Source organism: Pseudarthrobacter sp. Hb11 (assembly GCF_059383655.1).
Map to the genome: position 1 here is coordinate 716,734 of NZ_JBWZCM010000001.1, position 18,898 is coordinate 735,631.

Genomic DNA, 18,898 nt, shown 5'->3' on the forward strand with positions numbered 1-18,898 from the left:
GCACTCCTGCTCCCGCCCGGGGCGTTATGGTGGTCACCGGTGCCAGCCGCGGCATCGGTGCCGCCATCGCCCGGCTGGCTGCCCGTGCAGGCTACGCCGTGGTGGTGAACTATTCCGCAGATGCGGACGGTGCGGCAGCCGTGGTTGAGGATATTGCGAACGACGGCGGCACGGCCGTTCCTGCCCGGGCGGACGTTAGTGACCCTGCCGCGGTCCGTTCCCTCTTCGATGCCGCCGCGCGGCTGGGGACGTTGACGGCAGTGGTGAACAACGCAGGGATCACCGGCAACCTGATTGGGAACCTTGTGGACGTGCCGGCGGAGAATGTCCGGCGGGTCATGGACGTCAATGTGACGGGCCTGATCTACGTCTGCCAGGAGGCGGTGCGCCGCCTCAGCATCCACACCGGTGGCGCGGGCGGTTCGATTATCAACATTTCGTCCACTGCAACCAAGGCAGGCTCCCCCGGAACCTGGGCGCACTACGCGGCGTCCAAGGGAGCGGTGGACGTCCTCACCACAGGATTTGCGGCCGAAGTGGCCCAGCAGGGCATCCGGGTGAATGCAGTGGCGCCGGGCAGCACCAACACAGGCCTGCATGCGGCGGCCGGCATGCCGGACCGTGTGGAGCGGCTGAACCCGACCATCCCGCTTGGCAGGGGCGCCGAGCCCGAAGAAGTAGCGGCCGCGGTCCTGTGGCTGATGTCCGCGGAGGCGGCCTACATCACCGGTGCGGTGTTGCCTGTTTCCGGGGGAAGGTAGCCGCGTGCCCCTTGCGGGGCAGGCGCGGTGCCGGTGGTGGCTGCGGCTTCCCCTCCAGTGCCACCACCGGAGCTTACAGTGGGCTCTTTTCGGAGCTCTTGGCGCCCTTGGCGGGAGTGCTCTTCGCGTCTTCTTCGGCTTCCTGGCGGAGCAGGGCGATGGCCGTCTCGAAATCCTCGAGGGATTCGAAGGCCTGGTAAACGCTCGCGAAGCGAAGGTAGGCCACCTTGTCCAGCTTCTGCAGCGGACCAAGGATAACGAGTCCTACCTCGTGGGCGTCGATCTCAGCAGCGCCGGATGAGCGGATCTGCTCCTCGACTTCCTGGGCGAGCAGAGCGAGGTCGTCTTCGCTGACCGGGCGTCCCTGGCAAGCCTTGCGCACACCGTTAATCACCTTGCTGCGGCTGAAGGGCTCGCCCACGCCGGAACGCTTGATGACGGACAGACTGGTGGTTTCCACGGTAGTGAAGCGGCGCCCGCATTCAGGGCACTGGCGGCGCCGGCGGATGGCCGAGCCATCGTCCGCCATCCGGCTGTCCACCACCCGGGAGTCGGGGTTGCGGCAGAACGGACAGTACATGGCACCCCTTCTTTCGCTTGATGTTCTTGCTTGGTCTTGACAGGTTGTATGGACGCGGCAAAACAAAGCCCGGCCCGCGGCGCCTCCAGTTTACGTCCCGGAACCAGCTAATAACAACCCTGTAATTACTACATGTTGTGGTGGGCACTACTAAATGTCGGGCCCGCAGCAGTTCCTGGGCTCAGGAGAACCGGGCCGTGACCGCCTCGCCGTGGGCGGGCAGGTCTTCTGCGCCGGACAGGCTGACGATGTGGCCGCTCACTTCTGCCAGCGCCTCACGGCTGTAATTCACTACCTGGATGGCCCGCAGGAAGGTGGTGACGTTCAGCCCGGACGAGAAGGCAGCCGTGCCGCTGGTGGGAAGCACGTGGTTTGAACCGGCGCAGTAGTCCCCCAGGCTGACGGGGCTGAAGTCCCCAACGAAGATGGCCCCGGCATTACGGATCCTGGCGGCCACGCCGGCGGCGTCGCGGGTCATGATTTCAAGGTGCTCCGCCGCGTAGGCGTCACAGGCGGCGATGCCCTGGTCAAGGTCGTCCACCAGGACCGCCCCGGACTGCGGGCCGGACAGCGCTTCGATGACGCGGCCGGAGTGCTTGGTGGCGGCGGCCTGCCGGTCCAGTTCGGTGCGGACGGCGGCGGCGAGGTCTTCGGAATCCGTGATGAGCACCGAGGCCGCCTTGGGATCGTGTTCCGCCTGGCTGATCAGGTCGGCGGCGACCAGTGCAGGTTGGGCCGTGGAGTCCGCGAGGATGGCAATCTCGGTGGTGCCGGCCTCGGAATCGATTCCTACTGCGCCTTTCACCAGGCGCTTGGCCGTCGCGACGAAAATATTGCCCGGCCCGGTCACCACGTCCACCGGTTCCAGCGACGGGCCGGCCTCCGCGGCGGGCACCCCGTAGGCGAACGCTGCGATGGCCTGGGCGCCGCCAATGGCGTACACCTCCGTGATGCCGAGGAGCGCAGCGGCGGCAAGGATGGTGGGGTGCGGCAGGCCGTCGAACTCTTTCTGCGGGGGCGAGGCCAGGGCAATGGACTCTACTCCGGCGGCGAGGGCCGGTATCACGTTCATGATGACGGAGGACGGGTAGACGGCAAGGCCACCGGGCACGTAGAGCCCCACCCGCGCCACCGGCACCCAGTTCTGGCTGACCAGTGCGCCGTCGCCGATCTCGACCTCCACGTTGCGCGGACGCTGGCCATCGGCAAACCGGCGTGCCCGGCTGATTGATTCCTCCAGCGCCCGCCGGACGGCGGGGTCCAGCTCCTGCAGTGCTGCCGCAAGGGCCTCCTGCGGGACGAGGGGGTGGTTCTGCTCCACGCCGTCGAAGCGAAGGGCCAATTCTCCCAGTGCGTCGAAGCCCCGCTGCCTGACGGCGGAAATAATGTCGAGGACCTTCTCTTCGGCGTCGGCTACCGTCTGGCCCTGGGCGCGGGGCACAGCGGCGCGGAGTTCCGCGAGGGTCAGGTTCCGGCCGCGGAGGTCAACAGTGCGGAAATTCACGGCGGCATCAGCGGGGGTGGCGGGAAGATCGGAAGAAATGGTCACCGCACTATTTTACGGGCCCCGACGCAACGTGCTGCGACCGGTGCAGGCCGCTGTCGTCCTTACCGCCGTCGTCCTTCCTTCCGAGGAGGTGCATCAACTCCAGCACAAAGACGGACACGGCAGTGGCAGCGGGCCACAGCAGCAGCACAGACAGGGAGCGCAACGAAAAGGCAATGCTGGCGTTGGCCGAGGCGTCTACCGCGGGTCCCCACAGCTGCGCGGACAGCAGGCCCGCCTGCCAGGCCAGCACGGCGCCGCACAGGCCGCCCGCCAGCCCCATGAGCAGGTCGGCCTGCGGATCCCGGCGCTTTTTGTCCGTCAGGAACACTGCCAGAAGGCACCCGGCGAAGACCAGAAGCCCGGCCAGCGTGAGGTCCCTGGGGAGCCATACCAGGGGGTTGGTGCCGGTCCCGAGGGTTGCCTCCCTGGTAATAAGGTTGAGGCCGCCGGGCGCGAGCAGCCACCAGAGAATTCCCACAGGCACCCCCGCCGCTGCCGGGACCGCGAGCATGGCCCAGGGCAGCCGCGGGCGTGCGCGGCGGGTTGGTTTCATCATGCAACAAACCTTAACAAATGTTCCGCCGGCTTAACCGCCGGACGTGGGGGTTCAAGTGATTCCCTGCCTGGCCAACCGGCCCATACCCTTGAAGGAGAACACAACCACCACCATCAGGAGTTCCCGTGACCGTAAATGACGTGCAGTTCGAGCGGACGTTCAGGGAGATGTTTCGGCGCCACGCCGCGGGAGTTGCCATCATCACGGTCAACTACCAGGACAGCCCGTTCGGCTTCACTGCCACCTCCGTAGCGTCGTTGTCGGCGCAGCCCCCGCGCTTTACCTTCAATATGGCGCGCAGTTCCAGGTCATGGCCTGCCGTGGCCAATACCACCTACCTCGGCGTCCACATGCTTGGCCTGGAGAACCAGCAACTCGCCGACCGGTTTGCCGGCGCCGGCAACCGTTTTGAGGGCGACCACTGGGACGTCGGGCCGCACGGGGTTCCGGTGCTGAAGGACGTGGCCGGCTGGTTGATTGGCGAGGTGCAGATGCGCCTCTCGTTCGAGAACAACGCGGTTGTGGTGGTGCAGGTGGTCGACGGCCAGGTGGGCGGCGACGGGTCGCCACTCCTCTACCACGCCGGCGGTTACAGCCAGCCGGTGCCGCTCGACTACGAAATCTAAGGGTCCCCGCCGGGCGATCAGGCATGGCGCCGAAGCAGGCGTCAAGAAACAGCAGCCCACGACGGCGGGGAGTCCCGCCGTCGTATGCTCCCTGTATGTCAGGCGTCGAGGCAGGCGGGGCCGAGCAGTACTTTCAGGTCGCCAAAGAGGGACGGGCTCGGGTTCACGCGGAGGTGGACCGGCAGGCCCATGATTTCGGTCCTGGTATCGCCCTGCAGGTGCAGGCGGACTTCGGAGTTCCCGCGGTGGGTCCGGAGCACGTCACCCAATTCCGTGACCACAGCCTCAGTGGCCTTGTGGGTGGGCATGGTGATCACCAGTGGTCCGTTCAGCCCTTCGCTCAGGTCAGGTACGGACAGTTCCATGCAGTTGAGGGCGATCGCGCCGTCGTCGCGCTTCTGCAGGCGCCCCTTGACCACAACGATCAGGTCCTCGGCAAGTACCGAGGCAATGGGCCCGTAAACCTGGCCGAAGAACATCACTTCCATGGAAGCACCGAGGTCCTCCACCTCAGCCCGGGCGTAGGCATTGCCGCTGGCCTTCGCGATGCGCCGGCTCAGTGACGTGATCATGCCGGCGATGGTGATAATGGCGCCGTCCTGCGGACCGTCCTCGCCCAGGACGGAAGTAATGCTCAGCTCGGCGTGCTGGCTCAGCACCCCTTCGAGGCCCTGCAGCGGGTGGTCCGAGACATAGAGTCCCAGCATGTCCCGTTCGAAGGACAGTTTGTCCTTCTTCTCCCACTCGGGAAGGTCAGGAATCTCTATGCTCAGCGACGACTCTGATTCCGCTTCCTCGAAGCCGGCGAACAGGTCGAACTGGCCGATCGCTTCATTGCGCTTGAGCGTGATGACCGAATCGATGGCCTCCTCATGGATCATCGCCAGGGCACGGCGGTGATGGCCCAGCGAGTCGAAGGCGCCGGACTTGATCAGCGATTCAATGGTGCGCTTGTTGCAGACCACTGCGGGCACCTTCATCAGGTAGTCCTTGAAGGACGTGTAAGCGCCCTCGCTTTCGCGGGCGGCCACCATGGCTTCCACCACGTTGACGCCCACGTTGCGGATGGCGCCCATGCCGAAGCGGATGTCGTTGCCCACAGGAGTGAAGTTCAGGGCGGACTCATTGACGTCCGGCGGGAGCACGGTGATGCCCATGCGCCGGCACTCGTTCAGGTAGATGGCCGACTTGTCCTTGTCGTCACCTACGGACGTGAGCAACGCGGCCATGTACTCCGGGGCGTAGTGGGCCTTCAGGTACGCGGTCCAGTAGGAGATCACTCCATACGCGGCGGAGTGGGCCTTGTTGAATGCGTAATCGGAGAACGGCAGCAGGATGTCCCACAGGGTCTTTACGGCCTCCATGGAGTAACCGTTGTCCTGCATGCCCTGGGAGAAGCCCGCGAACTGCTTGTCCAGCTCAGACTTCTTCTTTTTGCCCATGGCGCGGCGGAGGATGTCTGCCTGGCCCAGCGAGTACCCGGCCAGCTTCTGGGCCACGGCCATTACCTGCTCCTGGTACACGATCAGGCCATACGTTCCGCCGAGGATCTCGGAGAGCGGTTCCTTCAGTTCCGGGTGGATCGGAATGACTTCCTGGATCCCGTTCTTGCGGAGCGCGTAGTCGGTATGCGCATTGGCGCCCATCGGCCCCGGCCGGTAAAGCGCGAGCACGGCCGAGATGTCCTCGAAGTTGTCAGGCTTCATGAGCTTGAGCAGGGAGCGCATCGGTCCGCCGTCGAGCTGGAACACGCCCAGGGTGTCGCCACGGGCCAGCAGCTCGTAGGACGGGGCGTCGTCGAGTTCCAGGGACTCAAGGTCCAGGTCGATGCCGCGGTTCATTTTGATGTTTTCCAGGGCATCGGAAATGATCGTGAGGTTTCGCAGCCCCAGGAAGTCCATCTTGATCAGGCCGAGGCCCTCGCAGGTGGGGTAATCGAACTGCGTGATCACCTGGCCGTCCTGGATGCGGCGCATGATGGGGATAACGTCGATGATCGGGTCCGAGGACATGATGACGCCGGCGGCGTGGACGCCCCACTGGCGCTTCAGCCCCTCAATGCCCAGCGCGGTCTCGAACACCTTGGCAGCTTCGGGATCCGTGCTGACCAGCTGCCGGAAGTCTCCGGCTTCGCCGTAGCGCTTGGACTCCGGGTTCTGGATATCCGCCAGCGGGATGTCCTTGGCCATCACGGCAGGTGGCAGCGCCTTGGTCAGCTGCTCGCCCATGCTGAAGGGATAGCCCAGCACGCGTGAGGAGTCCTTGAGCGCCTGCTTGGTTTTGATGGTGCCGTAGGTGACGATCATGGCTACGCGCTCATCGCCGTACTTGCGGGTCACGTAGTCGATGACTTCCGAGCGGCGCCGGTCATCGAAGTCGACGTCGAAGTCGGGCATGGAGACGCGGTCAGGGTTCAGGAACCGCTCGAAGATGAGGCCGTGGCGAAGCGGGTCCAGGTCGGTAATGCGCATGGCGTAGGCCACCATGGAGCCGGCGCCGGAACCACGGCCGGGACCCACGCGTATGCCGTTGTTCTTGGCCCAGTTGATGAAGTCCGCCACCACCAGGAAGTAGCCGGGGAAGCCCATGGAGGTGATGACTCCGAGCTCGTAGTCAGCCTGCGCGCGGACCTCGTCCGGGACGCCGCCCGGGTAACGGTAGTCGAGTCCCGTGGCCACTTCCTTGACCAGCCAGGAGGTCTCGTCCTCCCCCGGCGGGCAGGGGAACCGGGGCATGTAGTTGGCGCCGGTGTTGAAGGAAACCTCGCACCGCTCGGCGATCAGGAGGGTGTTGTCGCAGGCGTCCGGGTGGTCGCGGAACAGCTCCCGCATCTCCTGCGGCGACTTCAGGTAGTAGCCGCTGCCCGAGAAGGCGAAACGGGAGCCGCCGTTGTCGTACGTGGGCTCCAGGAGGGTGGAGCCGGACTGGATGGCCAGCAGCGCCTCGTGGGCTTTGGCGTCGTGCTCGTGAGTGTAGTGGAGATCGTTCGTGGCGACGAGCGGAAGATTCAGGTCCTTGGCAAGGCGGAGCAGGTCCCCGGTGACGCGCCGTTCGATGTCCAGCCCATGGTCCATTAGTTCGCAGAAGTAGTTTTCTGCCCCGAAGATGTCGCGGAACTCGGCGGCTGCTTCCAGCGCCTCCCGGTATTGGCCCAGCCGCAGGCGGGTCTGGACTTCCCCGGACGGGCAGCCGGTAGTGGCGATGAGCCCCTCGGAGTAGGTGTTCAGCAGCTCACGGTCCAGGCGGGGCCATTTGCCGAAAACGGCGTCCAGCGAGGCGATGGAGGACGCCCGGAACAGATTCCGCATGCCCGCGTTGTTGTAGCTCAGCAAGGTCATGTGGGTGTAGGAACCACCGCCGGAGATGTCGTCCTTGCGCTGGTGCTCCTCGCCCCAGCGCACACGGCTTTTGTCACCGCGGGCCGTTCCCGGCGTCACATAGGCTTCGACGCCGATGATCGGCTTGATTCCCTTGTCGGTGGCCTTCTTCCAGAAGTCGAAAGCGCCGAAGAGGTAGCCGTGGTCGGTGGTGGCGATGGCGGGCATGCCCAGCCGTTCAGTTTCGTCGAACAGCTCGCCGAGCCTTGCGGCACCGTCCAGCATTGAATACTCGGTGTGGTTGTGGAGATGGACAAACGAGTCGTTGCTGGAAGTCACCGCACTATTCTATGCGCTGGGCACCCGCACCGAGGGTCAGGCCCGCCCGGACTCCAGCACTTCGAGGGCAAACGCAAGGTCCTGCGGATAGTCGCTGATGACACGAACCGGCTCGCCCGTCACCGGGTGCTCAAAGCCGAGCTCGCGGGCATGCAGCCATTGCCGGGTCAGTCCGAGCGTGGCGGCCAGCCGGGGGTCGGCGCCGTAAGTCAGGTCGCCTGCGCAGGGATGGCGGAGTGCCGAGAAATGTACGCGGATCTGGTGGGTGCGTCCCGTCTCCAGGTGCACCTCCACCAGGCTTGCCTTGCCGAACGCTTCCACCACTTCGTAATGCGTGACGGACGGCCGGCCGTCCTCAATCACCGCGAACCGCCAGTCATGTCCCGGATGGCGGCCGATCGGTGCGTCGATGGTGCCGGTCAGCGGATCGGGCAAACCCTGGACCACAGCGTGGTAGACCTTATCCACCGTGCGTTCCTTGAAAGCCCGCTTCAGGGCGGTGTAGGCGCGTTCAGACTTGGCGACCACCATTGCCCCGGACGTGCCGACGTCGAGCCGGTGGACAATACCCGCCCGCTCGGGCGAGCCGGAGGTGGAAATGCGGTAGCCCGCCCCGGCGAGTCCGCCCACCACGGTGGGCCCCACCCAGCCCGGAGAGGGATGGGCTGCAACACCCACGGGTTTGTCCACGACGACGAAATCGTCGTCGTCGAGCAGGATCTTCAGGCCTTCCACAACTTCCTCCACGACTTCAAGGGGGTCACGCCGTTCCGGCAGGCTCACCTGGAGGACATCTCCGGCTACGAGCTTTGCCGACTTTCCCAGTGCCTTGCCTTTGCTGAGGACATTGCCTTCGGCGATAAGGGTAGCGGCAAGGGAACGCGAGATACCCATCAGCCCGGCGAGCCCCGCGTCGGCGCGGGTTCCGGCGTATTCTTCGGCGACGACCACGCGCTCAGGCATCCGTGGGCTTTTCCTTGTTACCGGACGTCAGCCGTGTTCCGTCCAGGGTGATTCCGCGCAGCGTGAGGATGCAGATGATCGCGACGGCGGAGACTACAGCCGAGTCAGCGATGTTGAAGATTGCGAAATTGGGCAGCTGGATAAAGTCCACCACATGCCCCATACCGAAGGATGGTTCCCGGAAGAGCCTGTCGGTGAGGTTGCCCAGCGCGCCGCCCAGCAGCAGGCCGAGAGCCAGGGACCACCATTTCGAGCCGAGCTTGCGGACCTGGAACAGGATGGCCACCGCAACGGCGGCCATGATGATGGAGAACACCCAGGTGACGTTTTCCCCGATGGAGAACGCAGCCCCCGAGTTCCGGATGAAGTACCAATGCAGCAGCGGCGGGAAGACCGGGATCCGCTCCCCTTCCACCATGGTGGAGGTAACCCAGATCTTGGTCAGCTGGTCCAGGACGTAGGCGAAAACTGCGAACCCTGCGAAGAGGGACAGCAGCACGGCTCTCCGGGGGCGCGGCGAAGGCGGTACGGGGCGGGCCGGATCGGCGGCGAGTTCGTCAGTCATGGTGCTTTCATTCGTAAAACCTGGTTCAATGCCAAAAGCCGGTGGCCGAGGAATCCTCAGCCACCGGCTTTCAGAATACGTGCTAACCGGATTAGTTGGCTTCGCTGACTTCCGGCGTTGCCACTGAACCGCGGGCATCGAGGTCGCGGAGCTGGCCTTCGATGTAGGCCTTCAGGCGTGACCGGTAGTCGCGCTCGAAGCCGCGGAGCTGCTCCACCTTGCGCTCCAGCACGGAGCGCTGCTGCTCGAGGGCTCCGAGGATCTTGCGGGACTTTTCCTGGGCGTCGTTGACGAGGCTGCTGGCTTCGATCTGCGCTTCGGCGATGATCTTGTCCTTCTGCGCCTGTCCGTCTGCGACGTGGCGGTCGTGCATCTGCTGGGCCATGGCGAGCAAGCCGGCGGCGGATTCTGCTGAGGCGGTGGAGGCGGCCGGAGCGGCGGCAACGGGAGCGGCAGCTACCGGAGCGGACGGCTGGACGTCCTTCTTCTTGCGCTCTTCGGCGGCCTTGGCTTCGGCTTCAGCCTTCTCGCGTGCTTCGTCCTTGTCGGACTTAACGGGCGCGGGGACCTTCTCCACCACGGGTGCGGCGGCAGAGCTGGCGGGCACGCTGGACCCGGCTTCGGAGAGCTTCTTGCGAAGTTCGTCGTTTTCCTGGTTCAGGCGGCGGAGTTCAACAACGATCTCGTCCAGGAAGTCATCAACTTCATCCTGGTCGTAGCCTTCGCGGAACTTGGTCGGCTGAAAGCGCTTGTTGACAACGTCTTCTGGCGTCAAAGCCATCTGGTCACCTCACTGGTCTGGTTAGTCAGTAGGCCTTCCGGCCGTCAAAACTACGGTACCTAAAGTTGGTCTGGTTCCTCTAATTCAACACTGCGGTGTCAAACGCGAGTTTTCTTTACATTGCGCTGATGGTTCCCGGCGGGTTCCATCCGTGCGCTGCTGGGTCTATCCGGTAAATCAGGCGAGGCCCCTGGTGATCCCCATGGCAATGCTGACGGCGATGAACAGGACCAGGAAGCCCAGGTCCAGGGAAATGCCGCCAAGGCGCAGCGGCGGGATCAGCCGGCGCAGTCCGTTGAGCGGCGGGTCCGTGATGGAGTAGACGGCGTGAGCCACTACCAGCGCCGCTCCCCGGGGGCGCCACTCCCGTGCAAACATCTGCACCCAGTCGAAAACCAGGCGGATGATCAGTGCCACAAAAAACAGCAAAAGCGCGAGATAGACAAGCCCGAAAACAATTCCCATGACTTAATTCATATCTCCATGTCCATAGTGGTTACCGCGGCGTCCGGCCGATGCTTCTCGTCTATTTCAGCACAGATGCCAGGCAGGTGTGTCCCTGCCTGGCATCGCGTCAGAATATTCGGTCAGCTTTGATTAAAGAAGCTGGCTTGGGTCTCGCTGGCTTTTTTGTCATCGCCGATGACTTCGACATACGACGGCGAGAGCAGGAACACCTTGTTGGTCACCCGTTCTATGCTCCCGCGCAACCCAAAGACCAGGCCTGCGGAGAAGTCCACGAGGCGCTTGGCATCCGACTCGCCCATGTCCGTCACGTTCATGATGACCGGGATTCCGTCACGGAAGCTTTCGCCGATCAGCTTGGCATCGTTGTAGGAGCGCGGATGGATAGTGGTGATCTGGCGGAGACCGCTGGTCTCCTCGCGGCTCGAGGCCGCGCGCTTGATGGGTGTCACTGGGGCGCGGTATTCCTCTTCGGGGGTGTAGGACGTTTCGCGGCTGACCTCGCGGACGGGTGCAGGTGCACGGCGCTCCTCGCGGTCAGCTTCCATCGTTTCGTCCTCATCCTTACGTGTGGTCTGTTGCTCGGACTCGTAGTGTTCATCGCCGTCGGCGAGCCCAAGATAGATCATTGTCTTGCGCAGAGCGCCGGCCATGGTCGACTCCTAATCGTGTCCGTAAGCGGGCCGCCCAATGACTTGACAGCACTGGAGTCCCCCGCCCATCACTTCCAATAGCACCGACGCTACCCCACGGGGGGACGCGATCCGAGAATATCGGAACCGATGCGCAGGTGTGTCGCCCCGAACAGGATGGCCGCTTCCAGGTCCTGGCTCATGCCTGCCGAGATGCCGGTGGCCGCGGGATGCTGCGCCACAAGTGCGGCAGACACGGCGGCAAGTTTTTCGAAGGCCGGCCCGGGCGGGGCGCCAAGGGGGGCCACTGCCATCACGCCCGCAAGCTTCAGGCTCCCGGCTGTTGCTATCCGTTCTGCAAGCATCCCCACCTCGTTGGGGGCGGCACCACCGCGGTGGGTTCCGGCGTCGTCCTCCAGGCTGACCTGGATGAAGCACTCCAGCGGCGCCCGTCCGGTGGTGTCCTGCTGGGCCTGGGCCGCTTTGGCCAGGGCATCCACGAGCTGCGGCCGGTCAACTGAGTGCACAGCCGCGGCGTAGCGGACCACGGACTTCGCCTTTTTGGTCTGCAGCTGGCCCACGAAGTGCCACGCAAGTCCGCACTCCGCCAGTTGTTCCGCTTTGGCGGCCGCTTCCTGGTCGCGGTTTTCGCCAACGTCCGTAACACCCAGGACGGCAAGGCGTTTAATGTCCTCGGCCGGGTGGAACTTGGTGACCACGATCAAAGTCGGTAGATTGCCTGCCCGGCCTGCCGCGGTTGCCGCCGCCGTGATGCGGCGCTGGACGGCGTCGAGCCGGCCTCTCAGCTCCTCGGAGCGCGGGTCGCCGGCTGCTCCGGCGTCAGTCATGGCACCACACCACACCTGCGAATCGCCCGGTGTTGTTGTTCCGCCGGTATGAAAAGAGCGACTCAGTTTCAAGGGTGCAGGGTCCGCAGTACTCCACGCTGATGCCCAAGCGCTCCAGCTGGCTGCGGGCACCGGCGGGCAGGTCCAGTCCGGGGGTGCCCCTGGTGGTGGTACTCCGCGCGGCGGGCACAGCGGCTGCTACCTCGGCCTGCATCGCGGCGGGCACCTCGTAGCAGTTCCCGCAGATGGACGGCCCAAGCCAGGCGCGGATGCCAGAGGCCCCGAGGGACTCCATGGTCCCCACTGCGGCTGGAATGACGCCGCCGGCAAGTCCGGGCCGGCCAGCGTGCACGGCTGCCAGGACCGGCCCTTCCGCCGAATCCCCTGCCAGCAGGACGGGAATGCAGTCAGCAACCATCACTGCCAGCGGAAAGCCTAGGGAGACCATGGCATCGGCTTCGGGCGCCGCAGTGCCCTGGTCCATAACCGCCACGGTGGTGCCGTGAACCTGGTTCATGAACCGCAGGCCCTGCGGAGCGACGCCGATGGTCCGTTCCAGATCCGCGCGGCGCCGGCCCACTTCCACGGGGTCGTCGCCCACGTGCAGCGCCAGGTTTCCGGCGGCAGCGTCAGTAAAGGCGACGGACACTCCAGGCCGGATTTCGGCACGCCAGTGGAACAATCCTGCGCCTACTTCAGGAAGTCGGGGACATCCAGGTCATCCGAGTGGCTGCCGGAAAGGTCCGGCTCCACAACGGAAGGGAGGTCGACGTCGAAGCCTGAGTCAGCGGGGACAGCGGAGGGACGCTGCTGTCCCCAGTTGCTGAGCCCGGCTGCACCCACGCCGGCATGGACTGGCTGGACGTTGTGGGAGTGGTTTCCCGCGGAAGGCGCCTGGGCGGGCGCCGGGGCAACAGGCGCGGCCGGCCGCTGCGGTGCAACCTGCGGCTGGGACTGGTCCATGGACGGCGAAGTGGCCTTGACGTCGTCGAACCCTGCAGCGATGACCGTCACGCGGGCTTCGTCGCCGAGTGCGTCGTCGATAACGGCACCGAAGATGATGTTTGCTTCCGGGTGCGCCACTTCCTGAACCAGGCGTGCGGCTTCATTGATCTCAAACAGGCCGAGGTCCGAACCACCCTGGATGGACAGGAGCACACCATGGGCTCCGTCAATCGAAGCTTCCAGCAGCGGTGAGGCGATGGCGAGCTCAGCGGCCTTGACGGCGCGGTCTTCGCCCCGGGCCGAGCCGATGCCCATCAGGGCGGAACCGGCGCCCTGCATAACGGACTTGACGTCCGCGAAGTCAAGGTTGATCAGGCCCGGAGTGGTGATGAGGTCAGTGATGCCCTGGACACCCGAGAGCAGCACCTGGTCAGCGGAGCGGAAGGCGTCCAGGACGGAGACGTTGCGGTCGCTGATGGAGAGGAGGCGGTCGTTGGGGATAACGATCAGGGTGTCCACTTCGTCGCGGAGGGCGTCGATGCCGGCCTCAGCGGACCCCGCGCGGCGGCGGCCTTCGAACGTGAACGGGCGGGTCACCACGCCGATGGTCAGGGCACCAAGGGAGCGGGCAATGCGGGCGACGACGGGAGCGCCGCCGGTGCCGGTGCCGCCGCCTTCGCCGGCGGTAACGAAGACCATGTCAGCGCCGCGGAGCACCTCCTCGATCTCGTCGGCGTGGTCCTCGGCAGCCTGCTTGCCCACCTCGGGGTTCGCGCCTGCGCCGAGGCCGCGGGTCAGTTCCCGTCCCACGTCAAGCTTGACGTCGGCGTCGCTCATCAGCAGGGCCTGGGCGTCCGTGTTGATGGCGATGAATTCAACACCCCGGAGGCCGACCTCGATCATGCGGTTGACTGCGTTCACGCCACCGCCGCCGATGCCGACGACTTTGATGACGGCCAAGTAATTCTGCGGAGCTGCCACGTTACGTGTCCCTTGTTCGTGTCTTTTTGCGAAATCTGATGAAGAGCTTAGTGCCTGCAACCCTAACCTTCGACTTGAAGGTTATAGTTATGTCAAGTAACTCATGTCTGTGACGGTATTTCCTCTGGTTCACACATTCAATGACCGGCTCCGCGTGTCGGATTAATACCGGAAAGAAAGCATGTCAGCGGGTCACCGGATGCCGGGGCACACTCACGTCGTACACCTTAACCGGGTTTTGGGGATCCGCCGGAACCTTGAGGAGCGCGGCGAGTACTTTGGCCTTGAGTTCCTTCTCCCCCGCGTTGCCCCAGATGATGGTCTGGCCGTCCACGAGTTTCAGTTCCACCGCGTCCACTGACTGGGCGGACGCGTTGGACAGCTTGGCGAGCACATCCGCCGGCAGCGCACCCAGCACCTCCGCGGTGGCACGGAAGAGCTCCTTGCCGATGGTACCGGCGCCGCCGTCAATGACCGGCAACGAAACCGACGCCGGATCCGCCGTAGCGGCCAGCTGAATGCCCTCCACGTCCACCAGCTGGTACCGCTCCCCCTGCTTGACCAGCGCCACCGGCACGCGTTCACGCACCGCCACGGCCAGGCCCGACGGCGGACGTGCCTCGGCCGAGACGGACTTGACCTGGACCAGGGGCTCAAGGAGGCGCCCTACCTCCTCGTCCGTGATCTGTGGCAGGGGCTTGCCGTGCAGGGGTTCAAGCGCGGTCTGCACCTGCGCAGGAGTCAGCAGGCGCGTCCCGGAAACCGAGATCGTGTCCACCGCAAGGACCGGGGAGAACACAGCGGCGGCCAGCAGCGCGGCCACCAAAGCAACCAGGGTGGCGGCCGCGGCCAGTACATTCCGCTTCCGCCGTTTGCCCTTGGGCTCGGGAAACGCCAGGACATTGCCGGCCCGGCTTTCCGATGCCGTTGAGGATCCCGCTGGTTTGTCCTTGTTTCGGCCCGTGAACCTGGTTGCCTTTGCCTCTTTGGGTGACTGCGGAGCCTGGTCAACCACCGGCCGTGAGGCGGAGATGACGCCGGAGCCGCTGTCCGTATCCCGCCCTGCGTTACCGGAGCCGGGGGTCCTGCCGGCCGGGTTCCCACCGGCAGGGCGCCTTCCGGTGGACGCATACGTAGGGCGGCGTGAACTAGGCACGGAGGGCCTCTACGATCTGCGGCCCGTAAGCCGTTACATCACCCGCACCGGCTGTCAGGACGATGTCCCCGTCGCCGGCCGCGGCGGCCAGGGCCGGCACGGCCTCCCCGGACTGGACCAGCCGCCCGCCGTCGTCGAGGTGGTCCGCGATGAGCTGGCTCGTGACCCCGGGAATCGGATCTTCACGGGCCGGGTAAATGTCCAGCACCCAGGCAGTATCGGCAAGGTTCAGTGCCTCAGCGAATTCACGGGCAAATTCCCGGGTCCGTGAGAACAGGTGCGGCTGGAAAAGCACATGCACCTTGTGGTTGCCGGCCACCGAGCGGGCGGCGGCAAGGGCTGCCCGAACTTCCGTGGGATGGTGGGCGTAGTCGTCGAAGACCCGCACACCCCGAGCCTGGCCCTTCAGCTCAAAGCGCCGTGAAGCCCCGGAGAACTGTGCCAGGGCGCCGGCAGCCGCGGCTGGCTCGACGCCCAGCTCGAGTGCCACGGCAAAAGCAGCTGCCGCGTTCAGGGCGTTGTGCCGGCCCGGCACCTGCAGGTCGAGCTGGAAGCGGCCGGACGGCGTGGACACCGCAACGTCCCCAGGGCCGCCGTCGTGCAGCAAAAGCTCCGCCTCAGCGCCCGTCCCGTAAAGGACCACGCGGGCGCTGCCGCGTTCCCGGGCACGCTCCGCAAGGGCCAGCGCACCGGGATCGTCGGCGCAGGCGATCAGCACGCCGTCAGCCGGCAGCAGGGCGGTAAAACGGTCGAAGGATTCGTAGACGGCCTCGGCGGTGCCGTAGTAGTCCAGGTGGTCGGGCTCCACATTGGTGACCACGGCGATCCTGGGCCGGTAGTTGAGGAAGGACCCGTCGGACTCGTCTGCCTCGGCCACAAAGACCGGGGACGTTCCGGACGCGGCATTGACGCCGAGGGCAGGCACGTTGGCGCCTATGGCAAAAGAGGGGTCCAGGCCGGCGCCCTGCAGCAGGACCGCGACCATTGACGTGGTGGTGGACTTGCCATGGGTCCCGGCCACGGTCACCACTACGTCCTCACCCATGGTTGCCGCCAAGGCAACGGAGCGGTGCAGCACGGGCACCCCTGCTTCCCTGGCGGCCATCACCTCGGGGTTGTCCGCCCTGATGGCTGTCCCTGCCACCACGGTCTGCGCGTCCGCCAGGTTGGCTGCGTCGTATCCGACGGCGATGCGCGCCCCGGCGGCAGCAAGGTCCGCCATCACGGGAAGGTCCTTTGCATCTGAACCGCTGACCGGCACGCCCCGGGCCACCATGATCCGGGCCACAGCGGACATGCCCACGCCGCCGACGCCGACGAAGTGGACCTTGCCCAGGGAAGCGAGGCTGGGAATGGTGTCGGAGCTCATGCGGATACCGCTTCCAGGACTAGACCGGCCATGCGCTGGTCGGCGTTTCGGATACCAAGCCGGTACGAATTGGCGGCCATGGTGGCGAGGCGGGACTGGTCGGTGACGAGGGGAACCAGTTCACTGCCTACCCACTCGGGGGTGAAGTCGCGGTCCGCAACGAGCACGGCACCGCCGGCGGCGACGAGTCCAGCCGCGTTGAGGGCCTGTTCACCGTTGCCAATGGGCAGCGGCACCAGGACGGCCGGCACGCCGACAGCCGCAATCTCAGACACGGTGGCGGCACCGGATCGGGCCAACAGCACGTCGGCCGCGGCATAGGCCAGTTCCATGCCGTCGATGTACTCCACCTGGCGGTAGCCTTCGGCAACCAGCGGCCTGCCGCCATCATCAAGTAGGGACTTGCCACGGCCGGTGATGTGCAGGGTCTGGATGCCGGCGCCGGCCAGCTGCGCGAGGGCGGCCGCGATGGTGCGGTTGATGCTCTGCGCGCCCGATGATCCGCCGGTGACGATCAGGGTGGGTTTCGTTGCATCCAGTCCAAGTGCCTCCCGCGCCGCGGTTCGCGCGGCCGCCCGGTCCAGGCCTGAAATTTCGGTGCGCATTGGCATGCCCACGTGCAGGGCGCCCTTCAGCGGGGTGGCGTCGAAGGCTACTGCGACACGCTTGGTGAACATCGCGCCTACCCTGTTGGCCAGCCCGGGACGGATGTTGGCTTCGTGGATCACAATCGGGATGCCGCGTTTCCGTGCGGCCAGGTACATCGGTGTACACACGTAGCCGCCGACGCCCACCAGGACGTCCGCGCCTGCCTTGTCCAGGATGGCCCCTGCCTGCCGCACGGCGCCGCCGAGCCGTCCTGGAAGGCGAAGCAGATCCACGGAGGGCTTCCGCGGGAAGGGCACGCGGTCGATGGTGGCCAGCTCAACGCCGGCGGCGGGCACCAGGCGGGTTTCCATTCCCGCTGGTGTTCCGACTGCGAGGATGGCAGCGCCGGGAGCTGCCGTGCGGACGGCAGCTGCGATGGCCAGGAGAGGGCTGATGTGGCCGGCAGTTCCGCCGCCCGCCAGGACAATAGAGGGATTCTGGGACGTCATATGGGGCTTAAGCACGCTTTCTTGCAGTCTTTTTCTTGGGTGCGGTTGCCTTTGACGGCTTCGACTTGAACTTCAGCATCCGTTTCGGCCGGATGGCCGGGGCCATCTGCTCCCGCGCCAGCGAGAGCACCACGCCGATGGCGCACAGCGACATCAGCAGGGCGGACCCGCCATAGGAAATGAACGGCAGCGGCACACCGATAACGGGCATCAGGCCTGTCACCACGGACATGTTCACGGTGGCCTGGCCGAGCAGCCAAACCATGATGGTGCCGGCCAGGACCCGGTGGAACATGCCCTCCTGCGCCACCACCACGCGGTAGATGGCTGCGCCGAGGATCGCGAAAAGGATGAGCACGACGACGGTGCCCACCAACCCGAGTTCCTCGCCGATGATGGCGAAGATGAAGTCGTTGTGGGCTTCGGGGATCCAGCTGTACTTCTGCCGGCTTTGGCCCAGGCCCACCCCGAACCAACCGCCGGAGGCAAGGCCGTAGAGGCCGTTGGTGGCCTGGTAGTTGGCGTCGATGCCGTCGGCGCAGGACTGGCCGGTCCACCAGGACGTGATGCGGCACATGCGGTTTGAGCTGGTGACAGCCATGAGGCCGGCCAGGGCAGCTCCGAACAGTCCGGCGATACCGAAGAGGTAGAGGGGTGCCCCGGCAAAGAATAGTGCGGCAGCCGTGATCATCATGATGATCATGGCCGTTCCGAGGTCGTTTCCCACCAGGACCAGGCCAACGATGATGATGGCCATCGGGACGGCAGGAACCGCGACGTGCTGCCAGCGGCTGAGCAGCTTTCCCTTCATGGCCAGGACGGTGGCCATCCAGAGCGCGAGGGCAAGTTTTGACGCCTCTGACGGCTGGAAGGTGATGCCACCCAGGTCGATCCAGTTCTTGTTGCCGTTGACCTCGTCACCCACCACCTGGACGAGGACCAGGAGCACCAGTGCCGCACCGATCGCGGGCCAGGCGAGCCGCTTGAGCCAAATCACGTTGATCCGGGACAGCACAAACATGGTGAAAATACCGATTGAGGCGAACAGGCCTTGCTTCAGGGCGTCGCCGTAGGGCGACTTTCCGGCGGCAATGGACTCAACACTGGAGGCTGAGAGCACCATCATGATGCCGATGGCGGTCAGCGCCAGCGTTGATCCCAGGATGAGGTAGTACGTGGAACCGTTCCGGGAGGTTCCGGTTCCTTCCAGCGCGGACCAGAATCTGCGGTACATGGTCCGGAGCCTGGCGGCCGCGGTTGACGGGCGCCGGGCAGCTGTTGCCGAGGAGCCGGGGCGCGGCTTGCCGTCCTGCTGTTTTACTGGCTGCTGTCTGGCCGCCTGTGGCCGAGTGGGCGTGCTGGCCATTG

The 18,898-nt window shown here is 65.4% G+C and carries 18 protein-coding genes; 2 read left to right on the forward strand and 16 right to left on the reverse strand.

All coding sequences use genetic code 11. The features are described from left to right. Positions 1–26: 26 nt before the first annotated feature. Positions 27–761, forward strand: a complete 735-nt coding sequence (locus AC50X7_RS03390) for an SDR family oxidoreductase (protein ID WP_494977831.1) — start codon at positions 27–29, stop codon at positions 759–761. A 73-nt stretch (positions 762–834) separates the two neighbouring features. Here the strand turns inward: AC50X7_RS03390 and nrdR are convergent, their stop codons facing one another. From nrdR to AC50X7_RS03405, 3 genes are all read right to left on the reverse strand, one after another. Continuing rightward, a complete protein-coding gene (nrdR, locus tag AC50X7_RS03395) occupies positions 835–1,341 on the reverse strand; it encodes a transcriptional regulator NrdR (protein ID WP_104045320.1) in 507 nt (168 codons plus the stop codon). Positions 1,342–1,522: 181 nt separating this feature from the next. After that, a complete protein-coding gene (hisD, locus tag AC50X7_RS03400; protein WP_494977747.1) occupies positions 1,523–2,890 on the reverse strand; it encodes a histidinol dehydrogenase in 1,368 nt (455 codons plus the stop codon). A 4-nt stretch (positions 2,891–2,894) separates the two neighbouring features. Then, on the reverse strand, positions 2,895–3,446 hold the full coding sequence (locus tag AC50X7_RS03405) for a hypothetical protein (RefSeq protein ID WP_494977748.1): 552 nt from the start codon (positions 3,444–3,446) through the stop codon (positions 2,895–2,897). Positions 3,447–3,613: 167 nt separating this feature from the next. Here AC50X7_RS03405 and AC50X7_RS03410 point away from each other — a divergent pair, with 167 nt between their 5' ends. Continuing rightward, positions 3,614–4,072: a flavin reductase family protein gene (locus AC50X7_RS03410; protein ID WP_494977832.1), complete on the forward strand. Its 459-nt coding sequence runs from the start codon at positions 3,614–3,616 to the stop codon at positions 4,070–4,072. 98 nt (positions 4,073–4,170) lie between these two features. On the opposite strand, the gene dnaE is transcribed toward AC50X7_RS03410, so the two are convergent. From dnaE to ftsW, 13 genes are all read right to left on the reverse strand, one after another. Beyond that, on the reverse strand, positions 4,171–7,728 hold the full coding sequence (gene dnaE / locus AC50X7_RS03415; protein WP_494977749.1) for a DNA polymerase III subunit alpha: 3,558 nt from the start codon (positions 7,726–7,728) through the stop codon (positions 4,171–4,173). Between the two features lie 36 nt (positions 7,729–7,764). Continuing rightward, positions 7,765–8,691: an RluA family pseudouridine synthase gene (locus AC50X7_RS03420; protein ID WP_104045316.1), complete on the reverse strand. Its 927-nt coding sequence runs from the start codon at positions 8,689–8,691 to the stop codon at positions 7,765–7,767. Further along, positions 8,684–9,256 carry a signal peptidase II gene (gene lspA / locus AC50X7_RS03425; protein ID WP_307095450.1) on the reverse strand — a complete coding sequence of 191 codons (573 nt, stop codon included), beginning with the start codon at positions 9,254–9,256 and terminating at the stop codon, positions 8,684–8,686. Before lspA ends, AC50X7_RS03420 begins: the two co-directional genes overlap by 8 nt. Before the next feature lie 91 nt (positions 9,257–9,347). Beyond that, the gene (locus tag AC50X7_RS03430) at positions 9,348–10,037 is read right to left on the reverse strand and encodes a DivIVA domain-containing protein (RefSeq protein ID WP_307095452.1); all 690 of its coding nucleotides are present in this window, start codon (positions 10,035–10,037) and stop codon (positions 9,348–9,350) included. Between the two features lie 177 nt (positions 10,038–10,214). Beyond that, the gene (locus AC50X7_RS03435) at positions 10,215–10,502 is read right to left on the reverse strand and encodes a YggT family protein (protein ID WP_104045313.1); all 288 of its coding nucleotides are present in this window, start codon (positions 10,500–10,502) and stop codon (positions 10,215–10,217) included. Positions 10,503–10,624: 122 nt separating this feature from the next. Continuing rightward, on the reverse strand, positions 10,625–11,155 hold the full coding sequence (locus AC50X7_RS03440) for a cell division protein SepF (protein ID WP_494977750.1): 531 nt from the start codon (positions 11,153–11,155) through the stop codon (positions 10,625–10,627). An 89-nt stretch (positions 11,156–11,244) separates the two neighbouring features. Next, positions 11,245–11,982, reverse strand: coding sequence for a YggS family pyridoxal phosphate-dependent enzyme (locus tag AC50X7_RS03445; RefSeq protein ID WP_494977751.1), 738 nt, complete (start codon positions 11,980–11,982; stop codon positions 11,245–11,247). Then, positions 11,975–12,664 carry a purine nucleoside phosphorylase YfiH/LACC1 family protein gene (locus tag AC50X7_RS03450; RefSeq protein WP_494977752.1) on the reverse strand — a complete coding sequence of 230 codons (690 nt, stop codon included), beginning with the start codon at positions 12,662–12,664 and terminating at the stop codon, positions 11,975–11,977. The genes AC50X7_RS03445 and AC50X7_RS03450 overlap by 8 nt, the downstream gene beginning before the upstream one ends. Before the next feature lie 8 nt (positions 12,665–12,672). Continuing rightward, positions 12,673–13,908, reverse strand: a complete 1,236-nt coding sequence (ftsZ, locus tag AC50X7_RS03455) for a cell division protein FtsZ (protein ID WP_104045309.1) — start codon at positions 13,906–13,908, stop codon at positions 12,673–12,675. A gap of 184 nt (positions 13,909–14,092) precedes the next feature. Then, a complete protein-coding gene (locus tag AC50X7_RS03460; RefSeq protein WP_494977753.1) occupies positions 14,093–15,064 on the reverse strand; it encodes a cell division protein FtsQ/DivIB in 972 nt (323 codons plus the stop codon). Next, positions 15,057–16,433: a UDP-N-acetylmuramate--L-alanine ligase gene (gene murC / locus AC50X7_RS03465; protein ID WP_494977754.1), complete on the reverse strand. Its 1,377-nt coding sequence runs from the start codon at positions 16,431–16,433 to the stop codon at positions 15,057–15,059. Before murC ends, AC50X7_RS03460 begins: the two co-directional genes overlap by 8 nt. Next, positions 16,430–17,530 (reverse strand): undecaprenyldiphospho-muramoylpentapeptide beta-N-acetylglucosaminyltransferase, encoded by a 1,101-nt coding sequence (gene murG, locus AC50X7_RS03470; protein WP_494977755.1) that lies wholly within the window; start codon positions 17,528–17,530, stop codon positions 16,430–16,432. Before murG ends, murC begins: the two co-directional genes overlap by 4 nt. Before the next feature lie 7 nt (positions 17,531–17,537). Further along, positions 17,538–18,896: a putative lipid II flippase FtsW gene (gene ftsW, locus AC50X7_RS03475; RefSeq protein ID WP_494977756.1), complete on the reverse strand. Its 1,359-nt coding sequence runs from the start codon at positions 18,894–18,896 to the stop codon at positions 17,538–17,540. Between the last annotated feature and the right edge of the window lie 2 nt (positions 18,897–18,898).

Excerpts from the sequence above, each read along its gene's own strand:
- lspA (WP_307095450.1), bottom strand. The coding sequence starts at position 9,256 with ATGACTGACGAACTCGCCGCCGATCCGGCCCGCCCCGTACCGCCTTCG.
- AC50X7_RS03430 (WP_307095452.1), bottom strand. The coding sequence starts at position 10,037 with ATGGCTTTGACGCCAGAAGACGTTGTCAACAAGCGCTTTCAGCCGACC.
- nrdR (WP_104045320.1), bottom strand. The coding sequence starts at position 1,341 with ATGTACTGTCCGTTCTGCCGCAACCCCGACTCCCGGGTGGTGGACAGC.
- AC50X7_RS03405 (WP_494977748.1), bottom strand. The coding sequence starts at position 3,446 with ATGATGAAACCAACCCGCCGCGCACGCCCGCGGCTGCCCTGGGCCATG.
- murG (WP_494977755.1), bottom strand. The coding sequence starts at position 17,530 with ATGACGTCCCAGAATCCCTCTATTGTCCTGGCGGGCGGCGGAACTGCC.
- AC50X7_RS03410 (WP_494977832.1), top strand. The coding sequence starts at position 3,614 with ATGTTTCGGCGCCACGCCGCGGGAGTTGCCATCATCACGGTCAACTAC.
- AC50X7_RS03445 (WP_494977751.1), bottom strand. The coding sequence starts at position 11,982 with ATGACTGACGCCGGAGCAGCCGGCGACCCGCGCTCCGAGGAGCTGAGA.
- AC50X7_RS03420 (WP_104045316.1), bottom strand. The coding sequence starts at position 8,691 with ATGCCTGAGCGCGTGGTCGTCGCCGAAGAATACGCCGGAACCCGCGCC.
- murC (WP_494977754.1), bottom strand. The coding sequence starts at position 16,433 with ATGAGCTCCGACACCATTCCCAGCCTCGCTTCCCTGGGCAAGGTCCAC.
- AC50X7_RS03440 (WP_494977750.1), bottom strand. The coding sequence starts at position 11,155 with ATGGCCGGCGCTCTGCGCAAGACAATGATCTATCTTGGGCTCGCCGAC.
- ftsW (WP_494977756.1), bottom strand. The coding sequence starts at position 18,896 with ATGGCCAGCACGCCCACTCGGCCACAGGCGGCCAGACAGCAGCCAGTA.
- AC50X7_RS03435 (WP_104045313.1), bottom strand. The coding sequence starts at position 10,502 with ATGGGAATTGTTTTCGGGCTTGTCTATCTCGCGCTTTTGCTGTTTTTT.
- AC50X7_RS03390 (WP_494977831.1), top strand. The coding sequence starts at position 27 with ATGGTGGTCACCGGTGCCAGCCGCGGCATCGGTGCCGCCATCGCCCGG.